Source organism: Streptomyces sp. NPDC046261, from assembly GCF_040646235.1.
Lineage (GTDB): Bacteria > Actinomycetota > Actinomycetes > Streptomycetales > Streptomycetaceae > Streptomyces.
The window spans coordinates 1-7392 of sequence record NZ_JBEYZU010000042.1 but is presented as its reverse complement, the minus strand read 5'-3'; the positions used below and the strand labels follow the sequence as shown (position 1 = coordinate 7392).

Below are 7392 nucleotides of genomic sequence, written 5' to 3'. Positions count from 1 at the left end.
GGCGTTGAACTTCCGGCCGCCGACGTTGATCAGTTCGGCCGCCCGGCCGTGGAAGGTCACCAGGCCGTCCGCGTCGACGCCGGCGAGGTCGCCGGCCACCGCCCGCCCCCACCCGTCCAGACACCGTCACGGAGGTGCCCGACCGGCTCGGCGCCCTGTGGTGCGAAGCCCTCGGCGTGGAGAAGGCCGACCCCGACGCGGGCTTCTTCGCGCTGGGCGGCACCTCACTGGTGGCGATCACCCTGGTCACCCGGATCCAGGCCGAACTGGGCGTACGGATACCGATCGCGCGGCTCTTCGACGCGCGGACCCTGGGCGGCCTCGCCGAGGCGGTCGCCGAAGCGGCGCCGGCCGCCGGGCCGCACACCCCGCACACCCTCGTCCTCGACCCCGCCTCCCGCCACGAACCGTTCCCGCTGACCGACATCCAGCAGGCGTACTGGCTCGGGCGGCACCGCTCCCTGTCCCTGGGCGGCGTCGCCACCCACACCTACCTGGAACTCGACGTCGACGACCTCGACCCCGCCCGGCTCCAGAGCGCCCTGCGCGCCCTGATCGACCGGCACGAGGCCCTCCGGCTCGTCGTCCGCCCCGACGGCCTGCAACAGGTGCTGCCGCACGTCCCGCCCTACGTCCTCGCCCACACCGACCTGCGCGGCAGGGCGGACGCCGAGGCCGAGTTGGAACGCGTCCGCGAGGAGATGTCGCACGAGGTGCGCGACGCCTCGGTGTGGCCGCTGTTCGACATCCGCACCCACCGGCTCGACGCCGTCAGGACCCGGCTGCACCTGAGCCTGGACCTGCTGATCGCGGACGCGCACAGCGTCCACGTCCTGACCCGTGAACTGCTGAGCTACTACCACGACCCGGACACCGAACTGCCGCCCCTGGGCTGCTCGTTCCGCGACTACGTCCTGGCCGTACGGGCCCAGGGCGAGGGCGAGCCGTACCGGCGGGCGGTCGCCTACTGGCGGGACCGGCTGGCGGACCTGCCGCCGGCACCGGGCCTGCCGCTGCTGTGCCGGCCGGAGGAGCTGACCGCACCGAAGTTCACCCGCCTCGTCACCGGGCTCGACGCCACCGCCTGGGCGCGGGTGCGCGAGCGTGCCGCCGGGGCCGAACTGACCCCCGCCGCGCTGGTGTGCGCCGCCTTCTGCGAGGTCCTCGCGCAGTGGAGCGACGACCCGAGGTTCACCCTGAACCTCACCACCTTCCACCGCCCGCCGCTGCACCCCGGCGTCGACGACATCGTCGGCGACTTCACCACCACGACCCTGCTCGCGGTCGACGGCGAGGGCGAGACGTTCGCGGACCGCGCGCGCCGCCTGCAGGAACGGATCTGGCAGGACCTGGAACACCGCGTCGTCAGCGGCGTCGAGGTGCTGCGGATGCTGCGCCGGGAACGGGGCGAGAGGGACGGCGCACGGATGCCGGTCGTCTTCACCAGCACCCTGCTTCCCGCCGGCGCCGCCCCCCAGGTCACTCCGCTGTCGTGGCGGGTCCGGCCGGTCTACGCCATCAGCCAGACCCCACAGGTACTGCTCGACCACCAGGTGAGCGAGAACGACGGCCGCCTGGTCTGCAACTGGGACTTCGTCGCGGACGCGTTCCCACCGGGACTGATCGAGGCCATGTTCGGGGCCTTCGAGGCGGTTCTCGCCTCGCTCGCCGCCGACGACGACATGACGGGAGGTGGTCCGGCGTGACGAGCGCCCGGCCCATGCCGACCCTGCTCCCCGCCGACCAGCGGGAGCTGCTGCGGGCGATGAACGAACGCACCGCGCCGCTGCCTGGCGGCACCCTCGCGGACCAACTGGCCGCCGCCGCCCGCCGGCACGGCCCCGCCCCCGCGCTGATCGCGCCGGGCCTGACCCTGAGCCACACCGAACTGGCCGCCCGCGTCGACGCCCTGGCCGCCCGGCTCACCGCCGCGGGCGTCACCCCCGGCGACCGCGTCGCCCTGACCGTCGAATACGGCTGGGAACAGCTCACGGCCGCCCTGGCCGTCCTACGCACCGGCGCCATCTGCCTCCCCCTGCCCCCCACCCTCCCCCGCCCGACCCGCTGGCAACGCGCCACGTCCACCAAGGCCCGCGCCGTCCTCACCCAGTCGTGGCTGACCCAGCGCATGGACTGGCCACCGGGCCTCCAGGTCGTGACGGTCGACGAACCCGGCACGCCGGAGGAAGCGTCCGCCGCGGAGGCCGGGCACGGCGAGCCCGGCACGGGGGTGACAGCCGCCACCGCACCGGCCGGCGGGGACGAGCCCGGCGTGCCCGGGAACGGGCGATCCGCCGCCGACGCCGCCTGGTTGCTGGAGACCGCTATCAGCCACCGGGCCATCGCGACCGCCGCCCTCGAGGTCAACCGGTCCTTCGGTGTCGGGCCCGGCGACCGGCTGCTGGCTCTGGCTCCCGTCGACTCCCCGCTCGCCCTCTATGAACTGTTCGGGCCGCTGCTGGCCGGTGCGGCCCTGGTGCTCACCCAGGACATCGACCTGCGGGCGCCCGACGTCCTCGAAGCCGTGCTGCGGGACCGCGACGTCACCGTATGGCACTCGCCGCCCGCCCTCCTGGACCTGCTGCTCGACCACCTCGCCGACCGGGGCCGGGCGCTGCCCGGGTCCCTGCGGCTGCTGCTGCTCGGCGGCGAGCGGCTGGACCCCGCGCAGATCCGTCGGCTGCGCGAGGCGGCCCCGCACGGGCCGGCCGTCGGGCATCTCGCCTCCGCGACGGGCTCGGGCCCGTGGACCACCTGCATGGAGGTCGGCGAACTGGCCCCGGAATGGCGCTCGGTGCCCATCGGCGCTCCGCTGCCCAACCAGCGGGTCTTCATCCTGTCCGAGGCGGGGAAGCCCTGCCCGGTCTGGGTGGCCGGCCGCGTCCACTACGGAGGCGTCGCCGCCGAGACCTGCCCGGGGGAGCAGCCCGCGCCGGAGACGGCCGCGCATCCGGAGACCGGCGAGACCCTGCTGCGCAGCGGCAGGTTCGCGCGCCTGCTGCCACAGGGACTGATCGACGTGGTCGGTGACGAAACGGCCCAGGTCATGGTGCGCGGCCGCCCGCTGAACGTCCAGGACACCGAGACCGCCCTGGCCGCGCACGACGCGGTGCACACCGCCGTCGTCGTCCCCGTGGGCCTGGGGGACGACTCGCTGGCCTGGGTGCGGCTGCACCGGGGCGCGACGGCCGGCGAGGACGAGCTGCTCGCCCACCTGCGGCGCAAGGTCTCCCCGTATCTGATGCCCGGCCGCATCGAGATCGTCGACGCGCTGCCGCTGACGCCGGACGGGCGCGTGGACCGGGCCCGCGTCGCCGCCGGCGCACCGGCACCGCAGTCGTCGGCGCCCGCACCGCCCGGCGGCGCGGCGACGCCGGCGGCGGGCGCGAAGGGCGAGGCCGAGCTGCTGGCCGAGGTCAGCCGCGTGACCTGCCGGGTGCTGGGCCTCAGCGCCGTCGAACCCGACATGAACCTCCAGGACGCCGGCGCCACCTCCATCGAACTCGTCCGCCTGGCCACCATCCTCGAAGAGGAACTGGGCATCGACACCGACATCGAGGAACTCCTGCGCTTCCCGTCGGTCGCCGTGATCGTGGGCAAGCACCTCGGCGGCCAGGACACCCCCGAGCCGCCGCCCGCCCCACTCACCCCGCTGATCCAGGGCATCGGCGCCCGGCAGACGTTCAAGGACGCCCGCAACGGCATCCGGCACGCATACGACGACGCCGACGGCATCCCCCTGACCGGCCCCCCGGACCACGACCTCACCGCACGCCGCAGCCACCACGCCTTCGCGCCCCGCCCCGTGGATCTGGCGCCGCTCGCCGACCTGCTCGGGACCCTGCGCGAGGTCCGCGAGGACGGCGAGCCCAGGCACGCCTACCCCTCGGCCGGCTCCGCCTACCCCGTGCAGACCTATCTGCTCGTCCACCCGGGACGGGTGAACGGACTGCCCGGCGGCAGCTACTACCACCACCCCGCCCGCAACCGCCTGATCCCCATCGACCCCACCGCCACCCTGCCCGCCACCGCACACGCCGAGATCAACCGGACCGCCTACGAACAAGCCGCGTTCTCCCTCTACCTGGTGAGCGCCACCGACGCCATCACCCCGCTCTACGGGGAACTTGCCTGGGACTTCACCGTCTTCGAGGCCGGCGCGATGACGCAGCTGCTGATGCGGCACGCCGCCGGCACAGGACTGGGCCTGTGCCCCATCGGCTCCATGGACCCCGCCCCGCTGCGCGACGTCTTCGCCCTCGGCGACCACCACCGCTTCGTCCACGCCCTCCTCGGCGGCCACCCCCGCGAGGAACGGCCGTGACGCGGGGCGGCCCCGCGGCAGGGCGCAGGCAGACGGTGGAAAGCGACAGCGCGGCCTGGGTGGCACCCATGGGCGCCCCCGGACTGCCCCTGGAGGTCGGGCCCACCCGCGACGGTATCGACCCGGCCGAGTGGGCGCGCACCCACCCGGACACCGTCAGCGGCTGGCTGCACACCCACGGGGCCGTGCTGTTCCGGGGCTTCGGCATCACCCTGGACACCTTCGGCGAGGCCGTGCGCGCCCTGGCCGGCGAGCCCGAGGCGTACGTGGAACGGTCCTCGCCGCGCACCGAACTGCGCCGGCACCTCTACACCGCCACCGACCACCCCGCCGACCAGCCCATCGCCCTGCACAACGAGAACGCCTACCAACTGGCCTTCCCCGCCCGCCTGGTGTTCGGCTGCCTCACCCCGGCGCGCACCGGCGGCGCGACCCCCCTGGCCGACACCCGCCGCGTCCTGGCCCGCCTCGACGCCTCCGTCGTTACCGCCTTCACCGAGCGCGGCGTCCGCTACCAGCGCAACTACGGCGAGGGCCTCGGCGTGTCCTGGCAGGACGTCTTCCGCACCCACGACAAGGAGGCGGTCGCCGCGTACTGCGCCGCCCACCGCATCGACGTCGAATGGAAGGCGGACGGGGGGCTGCGCACCACCCAGGTCCGCCCCGCCGTCGCCGTCCACCCGTCGACGGGGGAGCGAGTGTGGTTCAACCACGCCGCGTTCTTCCACGTATCCGGCCACCCGCCCGCGATCCGCGACGCGCTGCTCGCCCAGTTCGACGAGCGGGACCTGCCCAGCCACGCCTCCTACGGCGACGGCCGGCCCATCGAACCCGACGTCATGGAGCAGGTGCACGGCGCCTACGCCGCCGAGCGCGTGGCGCCGCCGTGGCGGGCCGGTGACGTCCTGCTGGTCGACAACCTCCTCGCCGCGCACGGCCGCGAGCCCTTCACCGGCGAACGCCACGTCGTGGTCGGCATGGCGGGACCCCTGCAATGGGCGGGGGTACGCGCGTGACCGGCCCCGGACAGGCGCTGCCCGCCTCCTTCCTCCAACGCGGCCTGTGGCCCCTCGCCCGCGGCGCCGCTCCCGCGGAGGTGACCCACGTCCGGGCGCTGCGGATGACGGGGCAGATCGACGTGGAGCGGCTCACCGCCGCCGTCCGGCAGGTCGGGGAGGCCCTGCCGGCCCTGCGGGTGGACCTCATGGACGGCGAGGAGCCACGCCTGCGGGTACTGCCGCGGCCGCCCGAGCCTCTGACCGTCGACCTGCGGGGAGCCGCCGGGGCCGGCCGTGACGCGGTCTGCGTGGCACTGCTGCGCGCCGACCGGGACCGGCCCGCCGCGGACGACCGGCACCGGGCGCGCTTCCACCTGGTCCGGCTCACCGACGACGAGATCGTGCTCGCCCTCACCGCGCACGGCCTCGTCCTCGACGCGCCGTCGCTCTACGCCCTGCTGGGCGCCGTCTGCCAGGCGTACACGGGCCGGTTCCGCGCCGGACAGCACCGCGACGGCACCACGCTCCCCGGCCTCGACCCCGTCACCGAGCGGGCCCGGGCCTCCCGGCGGCGCTGGTGGACCCGGCGGCTGACGGCGCTGCCCGGGGACCCGGAGAAGACCGCCGGGCCCGTGGGCGCGGGCCGGGCCACCCGTACGCACCGGCTGCGCATCCCCGCCCGGCGCTGGCACGCCCTCACCGCACTCGGCGGGCCGCTGGCCGGCAACGGCCAGCTGGCCGTCATGGCCCTGGCGGCCTGGTGCCTGCGCCCGCCGGGGCGGGCCGCCGCGACCGCGTTCTCCACCGTCGTGGACCTGCGCGACCACCTCGAACTCGGCTCCCTCGTCGGCCCGTTCACCGACCGCCTCGCCTTCACCGTCGACCTGGGCGGCCCCGCCCTCTCCTTCCGCGACGTCCTGCTGCGCACCCAGGCCGGGTTCCTCGACGCCGTCGTGCACTACCTGCCGTACGCCGAGGTGGTGGAGCTCGGCGTGGAGGCCGGCCGGATCACCCCGCCCCGCACCGCCGCGCACTGGGACGTGGCGCTGCACTTCTGCCGCAACCCGCCGACCAGCGCGGCGACCAGGGGCGAACGCACCCTGGCCGAGCGGGGACTGTCGATCGAGCTGTTCCGCGAGGCCGACCTGCTCGGCGCGTCAACCACCGTCCCCGCCGGCCGCTGGGACGGCACGGTGCTCGACCTGTCCCTGGGCGAACTGGCCGAGGACACCGTCCTCGTCCTGGACGCCGACCTCAACCACACCCACCACGGCACCGCCCAGCACGTGCTGGCCCGCATGGACCAGGCCCTGCGGGCCGCCGTCACCGACCCCGACGCCCCCCTGCCCACCCCCGCGGACCCCACGAGGAGCCACCGATGACCGAGACCGCGCAGACCACCACCGAGCCGACCTACCACGTCGTCGTCAACGACGAGGAGCAGTACTCCATCTGGCTCGCCGAACAGGAGCTCCCCTCCGGCTGGCGCGCCACCGGGACCTCCGGAACCAAGGAGCAGTGCCTGAGCCACATCGACGAGGTGTGGACCGACATGCGCCCCCGCAGCCTGCGCGAGGCCATGGAGGCCGACCGCGACGCCCAGGCCGCCGCCCCGGTGCCCGACCCGGCCGAGGACGAGCCGAGCCTCGTCGACCGGCTGTGCGGCGACGACCAGCCGGTCGAGATCAGCCTGCGGCCCGAACGCACCCCGGCGGCCCTGCGCCAGGCCATCGACCGCGGCTACGTCTTCGTACGCTTCACCGCCACCCGCGGCGGCACGGAACTGGGCGTACGCCTCGACACCGACGCGACCTCCCTCGACGGCGCCGACTTCGCGGCCGCGACCGGAGAGATCGAACTGTCCGGCACGCTCACCCTCGACTTCGAACCGGTGCGCTGCTTCGCCCGCATCGACCTCGCCACCCTCGGCGGCCGGGGCCGCCTGGAACGGGAGGGGGAGGCGTAGGCCCCAGACGTGCTGGATTTTCTGCCGGTTCCGGGCAACCACTCAGCCTGTCCGGCGTTTGAGGACCGGGGGTCCGGGGGCGGAGCCCCCGGTTACGGGAAGGG

4 protein-coding genes and 1 pseudogene are annotated in these 7392 nt (G+C 75.0%); all 5 read left to right on the top strand.

The features are described 5' to 3' along the window. Nucleotides 1-134: 134 nt before the first annotated feature. Nucleotides 135-1706, top strand: coding sequence for a condensation domain-containing protein (locus ABZ956_RS30360; RefSeq protein ID WP_361900690.1), 1572 nt, complete (start codon nucleotides 135-137; stop codon nucleotides 1704-1706). Beyond that, nucleotides 1703-4324 carry an AMP-binding protein gene (locus ABZ956_RS30355; protein WP_361900687.1) on the top strand — a complete coding sequence of 874 codons (2622 nt, stop codon included), beginning with the start codon at nucleotides 1703-1705 and terminating at the stop codon, nucleotides 4322-4324. Before ABZ956_RS30360 ends, ABZ956_RS30355 begins: the two co-directional genes overlap by 4 nt. Before the next feature lie 35 nt (nucleotides 4325-4359). Continuing rightward, nucleotides 4360-5340 (top strand): TauD/TfdA family dioxygenase, encoded by a 981-nt coding sequence (locus ABZ956_RS30350; protein ID WP_361900684.1) that lies wholly within the window; start codon nucleotides 4360-4362, stop codon nucleotides 5338-5340. Then, a complete protein-coding gene (locus tag ABZ956_RS30345; RefSeq protein ID WP_361900681.1) occupies nucleotides 5337-6704 on the top strand; it encodes a condensation domain-containing protein in 1368 nt (455 codons plus the stop codon). The genes ABZ956_RS30350 and ABZ956_RS30345 overlap by 4 nt, the downstream gene beginning before the upstream one ends. Then, nucleotides 6701-6904, top strand: a pseudogene (locus tag ABZ956_RS30340) (MbtH family NRPS accessory protein); the annotation flags it as partial. The gene ABZ956_RS30345 and the pseudogene ABZ956_RS30340, both read left to right, overlap by 4 nt. Nucleotides 6905-7392: the final 488 nt, after the last annotated feature.